The 19,836-nt window shown below is 65.7% G+C and carries 18 protein-coding genes; 9 read left to right on the top strand and 9 right to left on the bottom strand.

What is annotated here, in order from left to right; all coding sequences use genetic code 11:
• Positions 1-46 precede the first annotated feature (46 nt).
• From P9254_RS16090 to P9254_RS16080, 3 genes are all read left to right on the top strand, one after another.
• Positions 47-3,151: an efflux RND transporter permease subunit gene (locus tag P9254_RS16090; protein ID WP_278056938.1), complete on the top strand. Its 3,105-nt coding sequence runs from the start codon at positions 47-49 to the stop codon at positions 3,149-3,151.
• Positions 3,152-3,227: 76 nt separating this feature from the next.
• Positions 3,228-3,641, top strand: coding sequence for a hypothetical protein (locus P9254_RS16085; RefSeq protein ID WP_067324856.1), 414 nt, complete (start codon positions 3,228-3,230; stop codon positions 3,639-3,641).
• A 30-nt stretch (positions 3,642-3,671) separates the two neighbouring features.
• Positions 3,672-4,004, top strand: coding sequence for a hypothetical protein (locus P9254_RS16080; protein ID WP_127242041.1), 333 nt, complete (start codon positions 3,672-3,674; stop codon positions 4,002-4,004).
• A 112-nt stretch (positions 4,005-4,116) separates the two neighbouring features.
• Here P9254_RS16080 and P9254_RS16075 read toward each other — a convergent pair whose 3' ends face one another.
• Entirely contained in the window at positions 4,117-5,610 is a 1,494-nt protein-coding gene (locus tag P9254_RS16075; RefSeq protein ID WP_095801147.1) for a winged helix-turn-helix domain-containing tetratricopeptide repeat protein, read from the bottom strand.
• Positions 5,611-5,755: 145 nt separating this feature from the next.
• Between P9254_RS16075 and P9254_RS16070 the strand changes: the two genes are divergently transcribed.
• Entirely contained in the window at positions 5,756-6,589 is an 834-nt protein-coding gene (locus P9254_RS16070) for an AraC family transcriptional regulator (RefSeq protein WP_278056936.1), read from the top strand.
• A 165-nt stretch (positions 6,590-6,754) separates the two neighbouring features.
• Here the strand turns inward: P9254_RS16070 and P9254_RS16065 are convergent, their stop codons facing one another.
• The 4 genes from P9254_RS16065 to P9254_RS16050 form a co-directional block, all read right to left on the bottom strand.
• Positions 6,755-7,690 (bottom strand): bifunctional helix-turn-helix transcriptional regulator/GNAT family N-acetyltransferase, encoded by a 936-nt coding sequence (locus P9254_RS16065; RefSeq protein ID WP_067324852.1) that lies wholly within the window; start codon positions 7,688-7,690, stop codon positions 6,755-6,757.
• A gap of 117 nt (positions 7,691-7,807) precedes the next feature.
• Positions 7,808-8,944: an alanine racemase gene (locus P9254_RS16060; RefSeq protein ID WP_278056935.1), complete on the bottom strand. Its 1,137-nt coding sequence runs from the start codon at positions 8,942-8,944 to the stop codon at positions 7,808-7,810.
• Complete coding sequence (locus P9254_RS16055) at positions 8,941-10,221, bottom strand: D-arabinono-1,4-lactone oxidase (RefSeq protein ID WP_278056934.1); 1,281 nt, start codon at positions 10,219-10,221, stop codon at positions 8,941-8,943. The genes P9254_RS16060 and P9254_RS16055 overlap by 4 nt, the downstream gene beginning before the upstream one ends.
• A 13-nt stretch (positions 10,222-10,234) precedes the next feature.
• On the bottom strand, positions 10,235-11,419 hold the full coding sequence (locus P9254_RS16050) for an MFS transporter (protein ID WP_278056933.1): 1,185 nt from the start codon (positions 11,417-11,419) through the stop codon (positions 10,235-10,237).
• Positions 11,420-11,530: 111 nt separating this feature from the next.
• Here P9254_RS16050 and P9254_RS16045 point away from each other — a divergent pair, with 111 nt between their 5' ends.
• Positions 11,531-12,190: a TetR/AcrR family transcriptional regulator gene (locus P9254_RS16045; protein ID WP_278056932.1), complete on the top strand. Its 660-nt coding sequence runs from the start codon at positions 11,531-11,533 to the stop codon at positions 12,188-12,190.
• A gap of 170 nt (positions 12,191-12,360) precedes the next feature.
• On the opposite strand, the gene P9254_RS16040 is transcribed toward P9254_RS16045, so the two are convergent.
• Positions 12,361-13,260: a LysR family transcriptional regulator gene (locus P9254_RS16040; protein ID WP_067324844.1), complete on the bottom strand. Its 900-nt coding sequence runs from the start codon at positions 13,258-13,260 to the stop codon at positions 12,361-12,363.
• 103 nt (positions 13,261-13,363) lie between these two features.
• Between P9254_RS16040 and P9254_RS16035 the strand changes: the two genes are divergently transcribed.
• Positions 13,364-14,125 (top strand): SDR family NAD(P)-dependent oxidoreductase, encoded by a 762-nt coding sequence (locus P9254_RS16035; RefSeq protein ID WP_095778351.1) that lies wholly within the window; start codon positions 13,364-13,366, stop codon positions 14,123-14,125.
• On the opposite strand, the gene P9254_RS16030 is transcribed toward P9254_RS16035, so the two are convergent.
• Complete coding sequence (locus P9254_RS16030; protein WP_278056931.1) at positions 14,122-14,973, bottom strand: hypothetical protein; 852 nt, start codon at positions 14,971-14,973, stop codon at positions 14,122-14,124. The genes P9254_RS16035 and P9254_RS16030 overlap by 4 nt on opposite strands.
• A 73-nt stretch (positions 14,974-15,046) precedes the next feature.
• On the opposite strand from P9254_RS16030, the gene P9254_RS16025 reads away from it, so the two are divergent.
• From P9254_RS16025 to groL, 3 genes are all read left to right on the top strand, one after another.
• Positions 15,047-15,847, top strand: a complete 801-nt coding sequence (locus P9254_RS16025) for a class I SAM-dependent methyltransferase (protein WP_278056930.1) — start codon at positions 15,047-15,049, stop codon at positions 15,845-15,847.
• 224 nt (positions 15,848-16,071) lie between these two features.
• Positions 16,072-16,368 (top strand): co-chaperone GroES, encoded by a 297-nt coding sequence (gene groES / locus P9254_RS16020; RefSeq protein WP_095801333.1) that lies wholly within the window; start codon positions 16,072-16,074, stop codon positions 16,366-16,368.
• A gap of 69 nt (positions 16,369-16,437) precedes the next feature.
• Complete coding sequence (gene groL / locus P9254_RS16015; protein ID WP_067324836.1) at positions 16,438-18,090, top strand: chaperonin GroEL; 1,653 nt, start codon at positions 16,438-16,440, stop codon at positions 18,088-18,090.
• Positions 18,091-18,598: 508 nt separating this feature from the next.
• Here groL and P9254_RS16010 read toward each other — a convergent pair.
• Together P9254_RS16010 and P9254_RS16005 are read right to left on the bottom strand one after the other, a co-directional pair.
• Positions 18,599-19,210, bottom strand: coding sequence for a LysE family translocator (locus tag P9254_RS16010; protein ID WP_067001143.1), 612 nt, complete (start codon positions 19,208-19,210; stop codon positions 18,599-18,601).
• A 165-nt stretch (positions 19,211-19,375) separates the two neighbouring features.
• Positions 19,376-19,795 carry a YkgJ family cysteine cluster protein gene (locus tag P9254_RS16005; RefSeq protein ID WP_082980649.1) on the bottom strand — a complete coding sequence of 140 codons (420 nt, stop codon included), beginning with the start codon at positions 19,793-19,795 and terminating at the stop codon, positions 19,376-19,378.
• Between the last annotated feature and the right edge of the window lie 41 nt (positions 19,796-19,836).

Genomic DNA, 19,836 nt, shown 5'->3' with positions numbered 1-19,836 from the left:
GCGCCGGCGGAGCGCGCTTGCGCGCGCCCTGAAAAGGAACCGCATCATGACCAGCTTCAATCTTTCCGAATGGGCGCTGCGGCACCGCAGCTTCATCGTCTACCTGATGATCGCGGCCGCCCTTGCCGGCCTCTACGCCTATGGCGGCCTCGGCCGCGAGGAGGACCCGCCCTTCACCATCAAGACCATGGTGGTGAAGACGATGTGGCCGGGCGCCAGCACCAGCGACACGGTGGAGCAGATCACCGATCGCATCGAGAAGAAGCTCGAGGAGCTGCCGGACCTCGACTACGTCAAGAGCTACACCAAGCCCGGCGAATCCGTCGTCTTCGTCAACCTCAAGGACACGGTGGCCGCCGACCAGGTGCAGCCGCTCTGGTACCAGGTGCGCAAGAAGCTCGACGACATCAAGCCGACGCTGCCGTCCGGCGTGCAGGGCCCGTTCTACAATGACGAGTTCGGCGACACTTATTCGCTGATCTACGCGCTCACCTCCGACAGCCTCAGCCATCGCGAGTTGAAGGATCTCGGCACCAGCCTGCGCGCCGGGCTGCTGACGGTGAAGGACGTCGCCAAGGTCGACCTCATCGGCCAGCAGGACGAGAAGATCTATCTCGAATTCTCGACGCAGAAGGTGGCGGCGCTCGGCCTCGATGTCGGCACGCTGTCGCAGGCGCTGCAGGCGCAGAACGCGCTGACGCCGAGCGGCACGGTCGATGCCGGCCCCGAGCGCATCGCCATCCGCGTCTCCGGCAGCTTCACCTCCGAGGAAAGCCTCAAGGCCATCAACTTCTACGCCAACGGCCATTACTTCCGGCTGGGCGACGTCGCCGAGGTCAAGCGCGCCTATTCCGACCCGCCGCAGCCGACGTTCCGCTTCAACGGCAAGCCTGCGGTCGGCATCGCCATCTCGATGACTTCGGGCGGCGACGCGCTGGCGCTGGGCGAGACCGTCAAGGAGAAGATGCATGAGATGCAGGCCGAGCTGCCCCTCGGCGCCGAGCTCGGCCTGGTCGCCGACCAGTCGCATGTGGTGGAAGAATCCGTCGGCGAATTCACCAAGAGCCTCGGCGAGGCGATCGCCATCGTGCTCGCCGTCTCGCTGCTGGCGCTCGGCTGGCGTCCCGGCGTCGTCGTAGCGGTCGCCATCCCGCTGGTGCTGGCGATCACCTTCGTCACCATGGAGTATTTCGGCATCTCGCTGCAGCGCATCTCGCTCGGCGCGCTGATCATCGCGCTCGGCCTGCTGGTCGACGATGCCATGATCGCGGTCGAGATGATGATCTCGCGCATGGAGGAAGGCTACGACAAGATCTCGGCCGCCACCTATGCCTACACCTCCACCGCCTTCCCGATGCTCACCGGGACGCTGGTGACGATCGCCGGCTTCGTGCCGGTCGGCTTCGCCAAGAGCGGCGCCGGCGAATACTGCTTCTCGCTGTTCGCTGTCGTGGCGATCGCGCTCGTCGTCTCGTGGGTGGTCGCGGTGCTGTTCACGCCGCTCACCGGCGTCTTCCTGCTGCCCGATCGCATCAAGGGTCATGGTGGCAGCCATCAGCCCTCGCGCATCGGCCGCGGTTTCCAGGCGCTGCTCGAGATGGCGATGCGGGCGAAGTGGCTGGTGCTGTCGGCGACGGCCGGACTGTTCGCGCTCTCCGTCGTGGCGATGGGCTTCGTCGGCCAGGAGTTCTTCCCGAAGTCCGACCGGCCCGAGGTGATGCTCGACCTCACCTTGCCGCGCACCGCTTCGATCAAGTCGACGGGTGCCGTGGTCGAGCGCGTCGAGAAGCTGCTCGCCGCCGATCCAGATATCGACCACTGGAGCTTCTATGTCGGCCAGGGCGCGGTGCGCTTCTACCTGCCGCTCGACGCACAGCTCGCCAACGACTTCTTCGCCCAGGCGGTGGTCGTGACCAAGGGCCATGCCGTGCGCCAGGCGGTGATCGACCGGCTGGAGAAGCAGCTGTCGACCGGCTTCGACGACGTCATGGCCCGCGTCACGCCGCTGGAGCTCGGCCCGCCGGTCGGCTGGCCGCTGAAGTTCCGTGTCAGCGGTCCGGATCCGGACAAGACGCGCGGCCTCGCGCAGCAGTTCGCCCAGGTGCTGGGCAGCGACGCCTCGGTGCGCAACATCAACTACGACTGGAACGAGCCGGCCAAGGTCATCAAGGTCGATGTCGACCAGGACCGGGCGCGCGCGCTGGGCATCTCCTCGCAGCAGCTATCGGAGACCATCAACGCGGTGCTCTCCGGCTCGAAGATCACGCAGATGCGCGACGACATCTACCTCGTCGACATCGTTGCCCGCGCGGTGGAAACCGAACGTGCCAGCATCGACACGCTGCGCGGCCTGACGATCAGCGCGTCCGGCGGACGGCGGGTGCCGCTCGAGCAGGTGGCGAAGCTCACCTACCAGACCGAGCCGCCGCTGATCTGGCGCCGCGGCCGGCTGCCGACCGTGACCGTCCAGGCCGATGTCGCGCCGGGCGAAAATGCCACGCTGGTCACGCGGCGGCTGGAGAGCGCCATCGCCGCCTTCAAGGCGGAACTGCCGGCGCGCTACAGCGTCGAGCAGGGTGGCGTGATCGAGGACAGCGCCAAGGCCCAGGCCTCGATCTTCGTGGTGTTCCCGCTGATGCTGTTCATCATGGCCACCGTCCTGATGGTGCAGCTGATGAGCTTCCAGCGCCTGGTGCTGGTGCTGCTCACCGCTCCGCTTGCGATCATCGGCGTCGCCGGCGCGCTGCTCCTCTCGGGCGCTCCGATGGGCTTCGTCGCGATCCTCGGCGTGATGTCGCTGATCGGCATGGTGATCCGCAACTCGGTGATCCTGATCGCGCAGATCGACCAGCACATCGCCGCCGGCGAGGAACCATGGGCAGCGGTGATCAGCGCCACCACGCATCGGTTGCGGCCGATCCTGCTCACGGCGGCGGCCGCCATCCTCGGCATGATCCCGATCGCGCCGACGGTGTTCTGGGGGCCGATGGCCTATGCGGTGATGGGCGGCCTCTTGGTGGCGACCGTGCTGACGCTGGTTTTCCTGCCGACGCTCTACGTCACCTGGTTCGGCATCAAGGCGCCGGCTGAGAGCACCCCCGCGGCCGAACCGACCGCGGCCGCAGCCGAGCCCCAGCCGCTGGTGGCCTGAGCGGCGCCCTCCCAGCAGCCACGGCGGCCAACGCCGCCGTGGCGACCTTTATCACCCAAAACGGAAAGGAACGATCATGACACCCTTCTTTGGAAATCTTCTCGTTCGCGTGAATGCCGGCTTCCTGGTCCTTGCTTCCGCAGGCGGGCTCGCCACCGACATTGCCGGCTCGTTCTTCGGGCGCGGGGCTGAAGCCGTGCTGCTCAACAACGCACCCGGCACCGGCATCGGCTTCATCGAGGCGCACGGGCTGGCCCTGATCATCGGCGTGACGCTCTGGCGCATCGCCTACTCCCGCAACTGGCACGCCGTGCTGGCTGCCGTGCATGTGCTGCTCGGAACGGCCAACCTTCTGTTCTGGCAGTTCTTCATCGCCGCCGACGTGCTCGTCGTCGGCTACGTAACAACCGCGGCGCACTGGCTGTTCGTGGTTGCTCACCTGGCGGCGCTGACGGGTTCGACCCGGCTGGCCGCTTCATCCTCCCACTAGAACTGAACACCAACCTCAGGAGAAACGAAAATGCCTGTGAAATCTTTCAGGAAAATGCGCTCGGCCGCTGCGTTGCTCGCCATCGGCCTCGCTGCCGTCGAGATTGTCGGCACGGCCGTGCCGGCCCTGTCGCTGGTCGGTACCGCCGAAGCCCGCATCGGGGCGCCCTGGACACCGCACAGCGCCGCGGGCGTCGCTCGGCGCGCCACGACATGGCGTGTGCTGAGGCACACCACCGCCTGGGTCGCCACGCTGCCGGCAGGCTGCGTTCGCACCAAGGTCAACGGCTTCGACGTCTGGCGCTGCGGCCGGACCTACTACCGGCCCTATCAAGGCCGCTACATCGTGGTCGTCGTCGATTGAGGCGGCTCGGGCACAGCCCAAAGCGCGTCGCGCTGAAACGGATTCGGGCGACGCGCTTAAGTTTTTGTTTTGATATCCCAGAACCGCTGCACACTTCCGGGGCGACATGCATTTAGCCGAGGGCAAGCCTGACGCCTTCGCAGAGATGCTCGGCATCGGCCGGATTTTCGAACGGCACGCCGTGCAGCGCATAGTCGAGCGGCGAGAAGGAAGCGCCCTCCTCGATGAGGGCGATCTGCCGCCGCGCCTTGTCCCTGTCGCCCATCTGGGCATAGCAGGCGGCCAGCCTCGTCCTGATCCAGGGCGCCGGCCGCGTCGCGAGCTCCAGCGCTTCCGCCGCCTGCCGATATTCGCCCATCATGTAGAGCGCCAGGGCGCGGTCGAACTGGTACCAGTGCGGATGCAGCGGATCGATGCGAATGCCGCGCGCCAGCCAGGTCAGCGCTTCGAGCGGCCGGCCGCGCATGGTGAGCAGCATGCCCATCTGCTCGATGCTGTCGGCGTCGTACGGGTTGAGCTGCAAGGCGATGCGCATGTGATGCTCGGCCGCCTCGTGATCGCGCATATAGAGGCGGATCAGCGACTGCACGCGGTGGCCGGTCGGCTGGTCGGGCGACAGGGCCAGCCCTTTGTCGGCAAGGTCGCGCGCATTTTCCAGGACAGCATCGCTGGCGCGCCCGAACTCGCCGTCCAGGGAGCGCGCCAAAGCGAGATAAGAATAGGCAAGCCCGTAATTCGGATCTTTTGCGATCGCCGCCTCGAACAAGGCCTCGGCGCCGCGTTGGTCGGTCTGAGCGGGATCGCGCAGCAGCGCGAAGCCGCGCAGCAGGAGCTCGTACGCGGCAAGGCTGGTCACCGGCTTGCGCGAGGCCTGCTCGAGGCCGGCGTTGGTGACCCGCGTGACCAGGCGGCTGACGATCTGCTCGACGATGTCGCGCTCGATCGCGAACAGGCCGGCGCCCTGTGACTGGTAGCGGTCGCCCCAGAGCTGGCTGGCGCTCGCGATGTCGACGAGGCTGACGGCCACTACGACATGCTCGCCCTGGCGGCGCAGCGAGCCCTCCACCAGATAATCGGCGCCGATGCGAGCGCGGATCTGCGGCCACTCCGCGCGGCCGAAAGAGGCGAAGGAAAAACTTGAATTGCGCGCCAGCACCGTCACGGTGCCAAAGCGCGCCACGCCGTTGATGAGATCCTCGGCAAAGCCGTCGACCATCGCCTCGTCGGCCGGATCGCCGCTCTCGTTGCGGAAGCGCACCACCGCCACGATCGGCTGGCTGCTGATCTCGGGCGCCGCTTCGGCTTCCGCGGCAAGCATATAGCCGCGCTTGGAGACGGTGCGCACCATGTCCTCGCCCAGCACCTTGCGGATCTCGCGCACCGACTGGGTGAGCGAATCCTCGGTGACATAGACGCCGGGCCAGACGACATCCATCAGCTCCGACTTCGGCACGACGCGGCCCATATTGCGGGCGAGATGCGAAAGCAGCGCGTAGGCTTTCGGCCGCAGGAACAGCGGCTCGTTGATGCCGCGCAGCGTTCCCTTGGCGAGGTCGAGCGTGAACCCGCCAAATCGGAACACCTGATCGGCCGTCGCCGTCGTCATCGGGACACCCCTTCCGCGTGCCGCTAATGCCAAGTCGATCCCACTCAACCCGGCATGCGCGTGGCTATTATTGCGCACTGCGCAATTTCGATCAAACTGCCCGTCGGCGCGCCGACTAGTGTGGCCGCGCCAAATGCGAGGAGCCATGAACCCGACCGAGAAAGCGCTGTGGTTTGTCGAAAGCCATCTGCCGGATGCGATTTCGCTCGACGATGTCGCGGCAAGCAGCGGCGTGTCCCGCTTCCATGTGACGCGCGCCTTCGGCGCCGCCACCGGGCGGTCGGTCATGGGCTATATGCGGGCGCGGCGGCTCAGCGAAGCGGCGCGCAAGCTCGCGGGCGGCGCGAGCGATATCCTGGCGGTCGCGCTCGATGCCGGCTACGGCTCGCATGAGGCTTTCACGCGGGCCTTCCGCGACCAGTTCGGCACCACGCCGGAACTGGTGCGCGCTGGAGGCTCGACCCAAAACCTCGACCTCGTGCAGCCCATCCTCATGGACAGTTCGCTTCTCACCGCGCTCGAGCCGCCGCTCTTCGAGACCAGCCGGGCGTTTCTCATCGCCGGGCTCGGCGAGCGCTACAGCTGCGAGACCAGCGCCGGCATCCCAATGCTGTGGCAGCGCTTCGGACCCTATATCGGCAACATTCCCGGCGAGGTGCCCGGCGTCGCCTACGGCGTTTGCACCAATGCCGACGATGCCGGCAATTTCGACTATGTCGCCGGCGTCGAGGTGTCGGAGTTCTCCGATCTGCCGAAGGATTTTTGCCGGGTTCGAGTGCCGGCGCAGAAATACGCCGTGTTTGCGCATCGCGAGCACATCTCGACCATCCGACGCACGGTCAATACCATCTGGAACAGGTGGCTGCCTGCATCCGGGCATGAGATCGCCGACGCCCCGGACTTCGAGCGTTACGGCCCCGAATTCGATCCGCGCAGCGGCAATGGCGGGCTGGAGATCTGGGTGCCGATCAAAGGTTGAGACGCCTTCCTCCTTCTCCCCTTGCGGGAGAAGGTCTCGCCGAAGGCGATGGATGAGGAGTGTTCCAGCGGAGTGAGACGCCGGCGTTCCCTGGAACACCCCTCATCCGTCTCGGCGCTGCGCGCCGAGATCCACCTTCTCCCACAAGGGGAGAAGGAAAAGGCGCTACAGTTCCAAATTCCACGTCTGGCCGACCAAATCCTTGCCGAAGGAATGGTGGCGCTCTTCCTCGGCCAGCTTGAAGCCCGCCGCCTGGTAGATGCGGCGGGCCGAGCCAAGAATGTCGTTCGTCCACAGCGTCAGCGTCTTGTAGCCCTTGGCGCGCGAGAACGCGATGCACTCGTCTACCAGCCGTCGGCCGATGCCGAGGCCGCGCGCCGACGGCTCGACATAGAGCAGCCTGAGCTTCGCCACCTTGGGCGACTTGCGCATGACGAAAACCGAGCCGACCACCTCGCCTTCGCGCTCGGCGATCCAGCTGCTCTCCCATTGCGGAACGAAGTTCTTGACGAACTCGCCGAGGATCTCGGCAACCAGCGCCTCATAGGTTTCGTCCCAGCCATAGTCCTGCGCGTAGATGAGGCCCTGGCGATGCGTGATCCAGCCGATGTCGCCGACCTGCAGCGGCCGCAGGATATAAGGCACTTTGGGTTGGGGTTTGTCGCCGAGCAGGTCCTGCACCGTGCGCATCGCCTTGACCAGCCGCTCCTGATCGGTCGGCGCCAGGCGATCGAGCAGCGCGCGCACCTGGTCGTGCGAATCCTGGTTGAGTGGCGCGAACGCCTCCCTGCCCGCGGGCGTCAGCGCGATCGAGGACCGCCGCGCGTCGGCCTCCGTGGCGGCGCGCTCGACCAGGCCGCGCTCCTCGAATTTTTTCAGCAGCCGGCTGACATAGCCGGGGTCGAGATCGAGGTCGCGCACCAGGTCGCTGGCGACCAGCCCGTCGCGATGGGCAAGCTCGTAAAGCACGCGCGCCTCGGTCAGCGAGAACGGGCTCTTCAGGAGGCCTTCGTCGAGCAGGCCGATCTGGCGGGTGTAGAAGCGGTTGAAGGCGCGCACGGCATCGATGCGCTTGTTGCCGGGGTGATCGTGGATGGTCATGGGGAGTTCCTCCTGTCGCGGACAGGATCGACCAATTAGTTGACTTAGTCAAATAAATTTAGGCCGACGGGACAGAGGGGGCGCGAAGGATCGCGACGAAGACAGTTGGGGCGCCCGTTACCCCCTCGGCAGTACCGGCCAGAACTCGACGATGCGCCCACCGGCAAACACCGCGAGCGAGCCGAAATGCTGCAGCACCGCCTCGCTCTGCGTCGGCCGCAGGAAGGCGTAGTCACCGGGCTTCACCTCCGCGCCCGCCGGCAGCCCCATGAATTGCTGGTTGGACGACAGCCCGATCAGGCCGTTCGGCTTCATGCCTTCGGGGAACACCGGTTCGGCCATCCACTTGCCGCCATAGAGATAGCAGGCCTTCTTCGGGAAGAGGCCGAGCGCCTGCAGCGTGCGGGAGATAGCCGCCGGGCCGGGGAGCACCGGATCGAGCGCCTTCAGAGTCGGCGTCGCAATGAGAGCGGCCGGCCGGAAGCCGTCGAGGCCGGGCGTATCGAAATCGCTGGGCAGCACGAAGGCCGAGCCGATCGACACTTCGTTGGCCACGCCGCCGCCATGCAGCAGCGCCGTCTTGGAACCGCCGATGTTGAGGATGCGGCGCTGGTCCGCATCGAGGGCCGCGACGAACTCGGCAGCCTTCGCCGCGGCCTTTTTCAGCGCGCCGGCCGCGCCGCCGAACAGCCCGGGAATTTCCGGCGCATGCGCTTCATAGGCCATGATGCCTTCGCAGCGCAGGTCCTTCGGTATGGCCAGCGCCCTGATCTCGGCAGGACCGGAAAAGCCGCCGCGATGCAGGCCGACATCGACCTCGAAGGCGAAGCGGAGTTCGGTGCCGAACGCTGCGGCGAGCGCACCGTATTCGGACAGGCGCTCCGGCGTGTCGATCAGCCAGCAGACGCGCGACCACCCGCCGGCGTCGCCTCTAGCCAGCGCCGCTTTCGCCGCACCTACCGGCATCGGCTTGCCATAGAGGAGATCGCCCGCGGGAAAGGCGTCGAGCACCGCCTGCGTCACCGGCGGATGGAAGGTCATGAAGCGGCCGGTTTCGAGCGACTTGGAGATATGCGAAAGCAGCGGCAGGCAAGGCAGCGACTTGTCGACGAGGCGCACGGCAAGACCCGGCGCCAGCCTCTGCTTCACCAGCGCGATGTTGGCGTCCAGCCGGTCGCGGTCGAGCACCAGGCAGGGCCGAAAGATTTCGGCGGCCTTGAGCGCCTTCGACAGCTCGGCGAAATAGGCGCTCATTGTTGGATGCCGAACAGGCCGGCCATATAGGGCGACACGAAGCGGTTCCCAGGATCGATGTCGCGGCGCACCGCCATTGCGTCATCCCAGCGCGGATAGAGTTTCTTGAAATCCGCCGCCGTCAAGCTGTGCATCTTCCCCCAATGCGGCCGCCCGCCATATTTGCGGAAGATCGGCTCGGCCGCGCGCATGAAGGGCAGCGGATCGTTCGCCGCGTCGTGATGGATGGCGATCGAGCAGGTCAGCCTCCTGTGGAAGGGCGAGAGCCAGAATTCGTCCGGGGCGACCGAACGCACCTCCATCGGGAAATAGACTTCCGGGAAATGCTTTTCGGTCAGCGCGATGATCTCGGCCAGCGCCCGGGGACCGTCCTCGTAAGGCAGGTGGTACTCCATCTCGTTGAATTTGGTGCGACGGTCGCTGGCGTAGACGTTGAGCCAGTCCTGCACATAGTCCTCGGCCGGCACCTTCTTGACCGCACCCTTGATCAGCGCCCGGCGGAGCGCCGGCAGCCGGCGCAGCACGGTGCGCAGCTTGCGCAACGTCGCCAGGCCCTCCTCGTCATCCTCGGTCGGCCGCGACGCCGGCGTTGCGTCGCTGAGATCGCTGGCGATGAACTGCGCATAGCCGGAAAACGGGATGTAATAGAACTCTGCCGAACGGTGTGCGCCCATCATCGTCTCGAAGTCGCGCAGCATTTCGCCGATCGGCAACACCCATTTGCGGCGCCGCAGCCGGTAGGTCGGGATGTTGTTCATCGTCACTTCGGTGAGCACGCCGAAAGCGCCGAGCGCGACGCCGGTGGCATGGATCATATCCTGGTCGCCCGCCCGGCGGTATTCGCGCAGCTTGCCTTGCCCGTCGACGAACTGCACCGTCTCGAGCTGCGTATGATAGGCGCCGAGCGTCGGGCCGGAACCATGCGTCGCGGTGCCCAGCGCGCCGCCGATCGCTTGCTTGTCGATGTCGCCCATATTGGGCAGGCCCTGGCCGATGTCCTGCAGGATGTGCATCAGCGCGCCAAGCCTTGTCCCCGCCCTCAGGCGTGCCCGATTGGCTGCGGCGTGATGCGAAACCAGCCCCTCGATCTTCGCCAGCGAGATGATGGTGCCGTCGGACTGCACCAGCGGCGTGAAGGAATGGCCGGCGCCGGCGACGCGCAGCGGACCGGGCGCGGAACGCACCAGATCGGCCAGTTCGCCGACATCGGCTGGCGTGGCGATCAGCTTCGGCGCGGCGTTCACGAAACCCGACCAGTTGCTCCAGGCGTTTGCCATCGTCACCTCCCGCTCAGGCTGGAACGCGGCGGCGCGCAACCAACACGAAGACGCCGAGCAGCGCCACGCTGGCCAACGCGCTTGCCGCGGCGAATTCCGGCACCGGCCGGAAATTTTGGCCGTCGATCAGCAGCGAGGCGGCCACCGGGCCGATGGCGAGGCCGAAGAGCTGCGCCGCCGGCACAAGCAGTACCGCGTTGCGCGTCTCGTCGGCGGTGATCGCCAGCCGGATCTGGTAGGGCACGATGAAGAGCAGGATGAAGCCCATCACCAGCGCCACCGACCAGAAGACCGAAAGCCCAGGGCCGGAAGCGAGCAGCACCGAGCTGATCGTCGCGATGGCGCCGATGACGGTGATGGCGAAGCGGAAGTCGATGCGCGCTTCGAAGACGGTGGCGGTCATGGCGCCCATGACCTGCGCGGCGAGGCTTGCCGAGACCATCAGGCCGACGGTGCGGCCGTCTATGCCGAACTCGGCGCCGAGCGGCTCCAGAAATGCCCAGACGGCGCCGAAGAACATGAAGTAGCAGAAGATCGACAGCAGCGCCGTGATCGCCGGCACGGTGAGCACATTGGCAAAATGCTCGTCCTTCGGCAGGTCGGCGTAGTCGTCCGGCACGATCCACGCGACGACGAGCGACAACAGGCAGACAACGCCAAGCGCGACGAAGCCGCCGGCCGCGCCCGCGGCAGGCACGGCATAAAGCGCGAGCAGCAGCGCCAGCGCGCATTGCGCCAAGGTCTGCAGCGTGACGAAATAGCCGCCGATGCGCTCGGCCCGGCGCGAGCGGGCGATCAATTCGGTCGCCACGGCGACCAAGCCACCCTCAGCAAGCCCGGCGAGCGTGCGCGCCCCGATCAGCGCATTGGAACTCATCGCATAGGCGGTCCAGAAATTGGCGAGCGCCAGCAGCACCAAAAGTGCGGCGCTCTTCCAGCGCATGTTGCGGGCCGGGAGGAGCATCGCCACGATCGCCGAGCCGATGGCGATCGCGATCATCTCGGCGGTGGCGACCAGTGCCAGCTCGTCACCGGTGACATGACCTTCGCTGTAGAGCGCGCCGAGCAGCACCGGCTGCAAGCCCAGGATGAGCAGGCCGACCGAGCCGATCCAGAGCGCCGCGGCGAGTTGCAGGCCGGTCGGGTTGCCGACCAGCCAGTCGCCATTTTCCGCATGCGCGGCATCGGTTGCAGTCACGAGGCGCCCTCCCTTGCAGCCCGGTGAAAAAGCTGACAAGTTGTCAGCATTCACGAAACTGATACTTGATCAGTTTCCTGTCAACCGAGAATCAACGACTGCCCGCGCGAGATGAGGCAAACTAGGCAAACGGCGACGGAACCCAGACGCAGGCCCAAGCAGGAGCGCAGCCGCGAGCGCATCGACGCGATCCTCGCTACGACCATGCGGCTGATCGGCGAGAAGGGCATAGACGCGGTCACGATGAAGGAAGTCGGCGCGCTGGCGGGCGGGCCGATCGCCACGGTCTACCATTATTTTCCAAGCAAGTCGGCGATCTTGGCGATGCTCTACGAGCGTTTCTCGGAGGAGAGCCGGGCTCGCTTCGGCGCGATCATCGCCGATATCCGGGGAGTGGATGACGTGACCGCTGCAGCCGATCGGCTGCTCGACGATTACTACGGCCGTGTCGCGGCGGATCCGGCGATCCAGGATCTGCAGAACGCGATCCAGGCCGACAAGGCGCTGCAGCATCTCGACATCGCCGAGACGCGGCATCAGGCGAAGATGTTCTGCGACCGTGTGGCGCCGATGCTGAAGCTTAAGCAGCGCGAGGCGTTCGGGCGCGTGGTGTTCCTGATCTTTCAGCTCGCCGGCGGCGTCGTGCGGCTGGCGCTGACGCAGGACGAGGCGGAAGGCCGGCGCACGATCGAGGATTACCAGTCGATCATCCACGCGCAGTTGCGGCTGTTTTTGCAGGCATGCCCTAACGGTCGTCATCCTCGGGCTTGACCCGAGGATCCATGCCGCGACTCCGTCATAGAGCGCAACGGCGGAGAATTCTGCAATCCTTGCAACGCCTTAGCGTCACGGCATGGATCCTAGGGTCTGCGCGCGTCGCTTCGCTCCTTGCTCCGCCCTAGGATGACGACCGCTGGATACGATCCCCTCCGCGAGCCAACTTACCCCGCATCCAGCTTCGGCCCCAGGATCTCCACCAGCCAATCGACAAACACCCTGACCCGTGGCGACAACTGCCGGCTCGGCGGATAGAGCACCGAGATCGGCGTGGGCGTCGGCGGAAAATCGGGAAGCACTTCGACCAGCCGGCCTGCCTCGAGGTCGTCCGCATATCGGAGCCTTGGCGCCTGGAACAGCCCGAAGCCCAGCCGGACCAGCGCAGCACTCGTGTCCGAATTGGCGACCGTGACCCGCGACGGCAGGACGATCTCGCGAACCATGCCGTCGACGGTGAATTCCAGCGGCATCACCTGCCTCGTGCGCGACGACACGAAGCCGATCATCATGTGCCCAGCCAAGTCGTCCGGCGTGCGCGGCACGCCGTGGCGTTCGAGATAGGCGGGGCTGGCCACGGTGATTTCGCGCGCGATGCCGAGACGCCGCACGATCATGTCGCTGTCGGGAAGCGTGCCGGCCCGGATGACGCAATCGACGCCTTCACGCACGAGGTCGACGAGGCGGTCGCCTTCGCCGATATGCACGGTCAGGCCCGGATATCGGGCGAGCAGCGCCGGCAGTTCCGGCAGCAGGAAAGTGCGCGCCATGTGGCCGTTGACGTCGACGCTGAGGCGTCCGCGCACCTCATGCGCGCCGAAGCCGCCCTCGGCATCCTCGATGTCGGCGAGGATGCCGATGCAACGCTGGTAATAGGCTTCACCGTCGAGCGTGGTGGTGACGTGGCGCGTGGTGCGGCGAAGCAACTGCACGCCCAACCGCTCCTCCAACTGCTTGATCGCGGCGGTGGCGCTGGAGCGCGGCAAGCCGAGATCGGCGGCGGCCGCCGTGAAGCTGCGCCGTTCCACGACGCGGGTGAAGAGCCGCATGCTGTCGAACCTGTCCATCGCTGATTGTTCGCAAATCCTGAATAGAGTTGGCAGTCCGAGCCAGATTATATCGGTCATCCGCGCGAGTATATGGATCTCCATCGCCAAAAGGAGATTTGCCATGACCACTCGCCCCATTGCCCTCATCACCGGCGGCAGCCGCGGCCTCGGCCGCAACACCGCGCTCAACCTCGCCCGCAAGGGCGTCGACGTCATCCTCACCTACCGCTCGCGCGCCGACGAGGCGAAGGCGGCGATCGCCGAGATCGAGGCCGCCGGCGGCCGCGCCGCGGCACTCGAGCTCGACGCCGGCGCCGTTGCCACCTTCCCGGCTTTCGCCGCGGCATTGAGAAAGACGCTTCAGGGAACCTGGCAGCGCGACCGCTTCGATTATCTCGTCAACAATGCCGGGACCGGCCTGCGCAAGCCGATCGCCGAGACGACGGAAGAGGAATTCGACACGCTGATGAACATCCATCTCAAAGGCGTGTTCTTCCTAACCCAGGCGCTGCTGCCGCTGATCAACGATGGCGGCCGCATCGTCAACGTGTCGAGCGGGCTGGCGCGCTTCTCGGTTCCGGGCTCGGCCGCCTATGCGATGATGAAGGGCGGCATCGAGGTGTTCACGCGCTACCTCGCCAAGGAGCTCAGCCAGCGCCGCATCACCGCCAACACCGTGGCGCCCGGCGCCATCGCCACCGACTTCAACGGCGGCCATGTGCGCGACGACGCCGAGATCAACCGCGTCGTGGCTGGCATGACGGCGCTCGGCCGCGCCGGCGTCGCCGACGATATCGGGCCGATGATCGCCTCGCTGCTGTCGGAGGACAATCGCTGGGTCAACGCCCAGCGCATCGAGGTCTCGGGCGGCATGAATATCTAAGCGTGTTGGCGGATCAACCCTTCGAAGCCGTCGGCAAGATTGGCATTGCCGGCGGCGATGAAGCTCGACAGATTGCGGGCGCGTCCGGGCGTTTTGTTGGCATCGAGCAGCACCGCCCTGCCCTCATGCATGACGAAATCGAACTTTCCGTAGTCGAAGCCGAGCTTGCGCCTTAGCGCGCGAAGCTCGTCCGGTACGGGAACCGCCTCGCGACGGATCGTGTCGTCGCCCTTGACCAGGCTCTGCGGCGAGACGTGGCGTGTGCAGCGCTCGCGCTCGCCGCAGAACAGCCAGAAACGGGCGGCAAAGCCATCCGGCTCAGGCTCGGGAACAAATTTTTCCACAATGAGGTCCTCGCGTCCGAACAGCTCGGCCGGAGCGTCGGCGAGCGAGGCATGGATCTGGTATTGGTCGAAAGATGCGACGCCGGGGAAGGGCATCGGCTTGCCGGCGCGCCGCGCGCGCCGATTCAGTTGCTGTTCCGGCGTTCCCCGATGGTTGAGGCTGCTCTTGACGATAACCTGTCCCTTCCAGCCGTCGTCCTTGCCGACGACGGTTCCGCTGATGCGGCGCTTGGAAATGTCGGCGGCGCCGAGATTGAGGCAGAAGGGAAAGGCGCGGGCATACTCGACATAATCGGGCGACGTAACCGTGGCGTCGACATGCAGCACCGCGATATCGGCGGCCGGCTTCGCCGACGTGCCGCTGAGGACCTGCACCGAATGGCCGCGGCGCTTCAGTTCCTCCAGCAGATCGAAGAGCATGTACGGGCTGTCCCGGCGCCATAGCAGCCCGCGCCGGCTTTGGAAGCGGTCGAACTCATGCGTGATGACGGCGATGCGTGCCATTGTTCCCCACTTGGCCTATCAAGCGTCGTCCACTATTCGATCGGATACAACGCGCTACCGGGCTGGGGTTTGCATGACCGAGCATTGGAATGCAATTCGCAAACATTGGCAGTTGCTCGGCTCACCCCTGCGGCCGCCGGCGGAGGTTGTCGAAACCTACGACCGCGAGCTCGACCTTGCCCCGTCGGATGTCGTAATGCTCGGCGTGACACCCGAGCTCGCCGGGCTCGGCGCCACGATGACGGCGGTCGACGAGTCTTCGGACATGATCGCCGGCATCTGGCCGGGCGACACCGATACGCGCAAGGCGGTGCAGGGCGACTGGTTCGATCTGCCGTTCGCCGATGCAAGCGTCGAGGCGCTGATCGGCGACGGATGTCTCTCGGTCATCGCCGCCGCCGGCCTCAGGCGCACCCTATTTGCGTCGATCGCGCGCGCGCTCAGGTCCGACGGCCGCGCCGGCATCAGGCTTTACGCCTCTCCCGAAACACCGGACAACCCGAAGGATGTCCGCGATCTTGCGCTAAGCGGCGGCGTCTCGACTTTCCATGAGCTCAAATGGCGCGTGGCCATGACCGCGATCGGCGACGCGCCGGATTACACGATCCCGGTCAAAGCCATCCTCGAACACTTCGACAGGGCGTTTCCCGATCGCGAGGAGCTGTCGGCCCGAACCGGATGGGTACTGCCGGTCATCGGAACCATAGACGTCTACCGGAACTCGTCCGCCGTCTACGGTTTCGCCCCCGCGGCAGCGCTCATCGAGGAAGCCCGGACCTTCTTCGACGATCTCCGGCCGACCTCTAGCGGCACATACGGTCTGGCCGAACGCTGCCCGCTGCTGGTGTTGCGCTCGCCGAAGCGCCTGGACTAAACGAGCTGGATTGCTCGCCCAGGCTTCGCGCAGCCACCGCATTTCCGCCCAGCGCTCCGCCTGAGAAAAATTGCGCCATTGCCCCTCCCCGCGCGCCTTGACTCTCGCATGCCATCAGCCTATCTCAGCGCCACGTTAGCACTCGCCTTAGGTGAGTGCTAACTTATATCCGGCCTCGCCGGATGGAGGAACAGTTCTCACCGTTCTCATTCGAGGAAGACAACATGGCAAAGTCCAAGTTCCGCCCGCTTCATGACCGCGTGGTCGTTCGCCGGGTCGAATCCGAATCCAAGACCGCCGGCGGGATTATCATCCCGGATACGGCGAAGGAGAAGCCGCAGGAAGGCGAGATCATCGCCGTCGGCTCCGGCGCTCGCGACGAAGCCGGCAAGCTCGTGCCGCTGGACGTCAAGGCCGGCGACCGTGTGCTGTTCGGCAAGTGGTCGGGCACTGAAGTCAAGCTCAATGGCGAGGACCTTCTGATCATGAAGGAATCCGACATCATGGGCATCATCGGCTGATCATCGGCCTCACCGTCAACTGAATCTTGAATCTGCGGGTTCGACCCGAACCCCTGCCAGGAGCTTACAATGGCTGCAAAAGACGTAAAGTTTTCCCGTGATGCCCGCGAGCGCATGCTGCGCGGCGTCAACATCCTCGCCGACGCGGTGAAGGTCACCCTCGGTCCGAAGGGCCGCAACGTCGTCATCGACAAGTCGTTCGGCGCCCCGCGCATCACCAAGGACGGCGTCACCGTCGCCAAGGAGATCGAGCTCGAGGACAAGTTCGAGAACATGGGCGCGCAGATGGTGCGTGAGGTCGCTTCGAAGACCAACGACATCGCCGGCGACGGCACGACCACCGCGACCGTTCTCGCCCAGGCCATCGTCCAGGAAGGCAACAAGGCCGTTGCCGCCGGCATGAACCCGATGGATCTGAAGCGCGGCATCGACCTCGCCGTCACCGAAGTCGTTACCGCTCTCGGCAAGGCTGCCAAGAAGATCAAGACCTCCGAGGAAGTCGCCCAGGTCGGCACGATCTCGGCCAATGGCGACGAGTCGGTCGGCAAGATGATCGCGGAAGCGATGCAGAAGGTCGGTAACGAAGGCGTCATCACCGTCGAGGAAGCCAAGACCGCCGAGACCGAGCTGGAAGTCGTCGAAGGCATGCAGTTCGACCGCGGCTATCTCTCGCCCTACTTCGTCACCAACGCCGACAAGATGGTCGCCGATCTGGAAGACGCCTACATCCTGCTGCACGAGAAGAAGCTCTCCAACCTGCAGGCCATGCTGCCGGTCCTGGAAGCCGTCGTTCAGACCTCGAAGCCGCTGCTCATCATCTCGGAAGACGTCGAAGGCGAGGCTCTGGCCACGCTGGTCGTCAACAAGCTGCGTGGCGGCCTGAAGATCGCCGCCGTCAAGGCGCCGGGCTTCGGTGATCGCCGCAAGGCCATGCTGGAAGACATCGCCATCCTCACCGGTGGCCAGGTCATCTCGGAAGACCTCGGCATCAAGCTCGAGAACGTCGGCCTCAACATGCTCGGCCGCGCCAAGAAGGTGTCGATCTCCAAGGAGAACACCACCATCGTCGACGGCGCCGGCAAGAAGGCCGAGATCCAGGGCCGCGTTGCCCAGATCAAGCAGCAGATCGAGGAGACCACCTCGGACTACGACAAGGAGAAGCTGCAGGAGCGTCTGGCCAAGCTCGCGGGCGGCGTCGCGGTGATCCGCGTCGGCGGCGCGACCGAGGTCGAGGTCAAGGAAAAGAAGGACCGCGTTGACGACGCTCTGAACGCGACCCGCGCGGCCGTTGAAGAAGGCATCGTCCCCGGCGGCGGCGTCGCGCTGCTGCGCGCTTCGCACGCCGTCAAGGCGACCGGCGTCAATGCTGACCAGGCCGCGGGCATCGCCATCGTTCGTCGCGCGCTGCAGGCTCCGGCCCGCCAGATCGCGGCCAACGCCGGTGCCGAGGCTTCGATCGTTGCCGGCAAGATCCTCGAGAACAAGGCTGCGACCTACGGCTTCAACGCCCAGACCGGCGAGTATGGCGACATGATTGGCATGGGCATCGTCGACCCGGTCAAGGTCGTTCGCACCGCTCTCCAGGACGCGGCCTCGGTCGCCGGCCTGCTGGTCACCACCGAAGCCATGATCGCCGAGGCTCCGAAGAAGGAAGCCGCCGGCGGTATGCCGGGCGGCATGCCTGGCGGCGGCATGGGCGGCATGGGCGGCATGGACTTCTAATTGACGAATGATCCCGAAAAGTTGCAGACTTTTCGAACAAGATCATTCGCAACCAGAACTCCATAAAGCACGCCCATCAACTAACATTGCTCAAGCCCGCAAGCGGGCTTGAGTGGCGGCATGGATTTCTAAGAAGTCCGGTCCCATAGCGAATATGGAAAGGGCGGCAGACATGTCGCCCTTTTTGTTTGGCATGCGGCAGCCGGTCCAAAAGCGGGCTTCCATACTGTTGCGATTGGCGAAGGCCTGGGCAACAGCCGATCTCCCCTCTTGAGGGGGAGATGCCCGGCAGGGCAGAGGGGGTCGCCGCGCGTAAGGCGCCGGCGACGCCTCCCGTGCAACGAAGGCGCTGGCGCTCCAACGCGCGGCGACCCCCTCTGTCGCCTTCGGCGACATCTCCCCCTCAAGGAGGGAGATCAGCAGCGCCAGCGCTCGGCCATCCCTGCGTCAACCTGATCCGCGTCGCGGACGGGCGATAGTCGAGGCGATGGGCTATATCACGGTTCGCTTACCGATCCGCCAGCGCCAGCTTGGCCCCCAGCATGACGAAGGCGCCGGCGAAGGTGCGGCGCATCCAGGTCAGCACCATCGGCCGCGACACGACATGGCTGCGCACCGAAGCCGCGAACACGCCGTAGACGACGAAGACAAGGAAGGTCATCAGCATGAAGACGCCGGACAGCTCCAGCATCTTGGCGAAAGCGTGCGGCTCGGTGGTGCTGACGAATTGCGGCAGGAAGGCGAAGAAGAAGATCGACAGTTTTGGGTTCAAGATGTTGATCAGGATGCCGGAGGTGATCACCTTTCGGGCAGAGCGTGGCGCGACGTTCTGATCGAGAGCAAGACCGCCCTTCTCCTTCAGCGTGTTCCAGGCCATGTAGAGCAGATAGGCGACGCCGAGATATTTCAGCGTCTCGAAGGCGACGGCGCTTGTGTGCAGCACCGCGGCAAGGCCGGTGATGGCCGCCGCCATGTGCGGGATGATGCCCAGCGTGCAGCCGAAAGCGGCGATGATCGCGGCGCGAGCGCCGCGCGAGAGGCCGGCGCTCAGCGTGTAGAGAACGCCGGTGCCGGGCGAAGCGACGATAATCAGCGACGTCAACAGGAATTCGATGCTCACAGTTTCCTCCACGGCCCTGCCCGGCGCGGAAGGTATCGGGAGGTCCGAGTGTGGGCAAGCGGGGGAGAGAGTAATCTCCCCCTTATGGTCACCTTGCGGTGAGATGTCGCCGAAGGCGACAGAGGGGGCTCGCCTCGTGTAGAGCGCGGCCTTTTCCCGACGCGATCACGTTGGCGATTTATGTGAGACGACCCCCTCTGACCGCTTCGCGGCCATCTCCCCCTCGAGGGGGGAGATAACGCTCTCCACCGCCAGCCCATGGGCGGCCCTTGCCATCAGGCAGTCGTCGCCGCCGGGCATGCAGGCGCGGCAGACATGCGGGCGGGCTTCGTAAATCGCGCAGGCCGTCTGCTTGCCCACCTCGCCGCGAAGCGCGGCGCAGCGGCCGTCCTCGCAGCGCATGCCTGACAGGTCGGTCGCGACCAGCTCGTCGGGGATGCGGTCGAGCTCGGCATCCTCTTCGGTCGAAAAGCGCGGCCAGTCCGCCGAATAGGCGCAGCAGGCGCCGCAGCTCTGACAGTCGAAGGCGGCTGATGCGTCAAGCAGGGTCGGGCAGGGTCGGTCGTGCGGCAAGGCTATCCTCATGCTGGCAAGTGCCTTTAGCACGGAGCCGGGAAATGCGTCGC

The organism is Mesorhizobium sp. WSM4983 (genome assembly GCF_029625765.1).
Classification (GTDB): domain Bacteria; phylum Pseudomonadota; class Alphaproteobacteria; order Rhizobiales; family Rhizobiaceae; genus Mesorhizobium.
The sequence above is the reverse complement of the archived record's forward strand: the minus strand, read 5'-3'. Positions and strand labels throughout refer to the sequence as shown.